Origin of the sequence: Variovorax sp. LG9.2, from assembly GCF_035018885.1 — a bacterium.
Classification (GTDB): domain Bacteria; phylum Pseudomonadota; class Gammaproteobacteria; order Burkholderiales; family Burkholderiaceae_C; genus Variovorax.
Genome location: NZ_JASJXB010000130.1, coordinates 1 through 269, shown reverse-complemented (window position 1 = coordinate 269; position 269 = coordinate 1). Strand labels below are relative to the sequence as shown.

Annotated in this window: 1 pseudogene; it reads left to right on the top strand. The window is 62.1% G+C overall.

Going from position 1 to position 269, the window contains the following annotated elements:
* Positions 1–269, top strand: a pseudogene (locus QN413_RS27225) (DDE-type integrase/transposase/recombinase); the annotation flags it as partial.

Sequence of the window (269 nt, the reverse complement as noted above, 5' to 3'; positions counted from 1 at the left end):
ATATGACCACGCTGATGCGGCGCATGGCCATCACCGCGCTCTACAGGAAGCCCAACACCAGCAAGAAGGCACCAGGAAGCACGATCTACCCATACCTGCTGCGCACGCTCGCGATCACCAGGGCCAACCAGGTCTGGGCGATGGGCCTCAGCTATATCACCCAATGGCCCGGGGCTTCGTCTACCTGACAGCGGTGATCGACTGGTACAGCCGCCGTGTGCTGGCCTGGCGGGTGTCGATCTCGATGGACACCGAGTTCTGCATCGAGG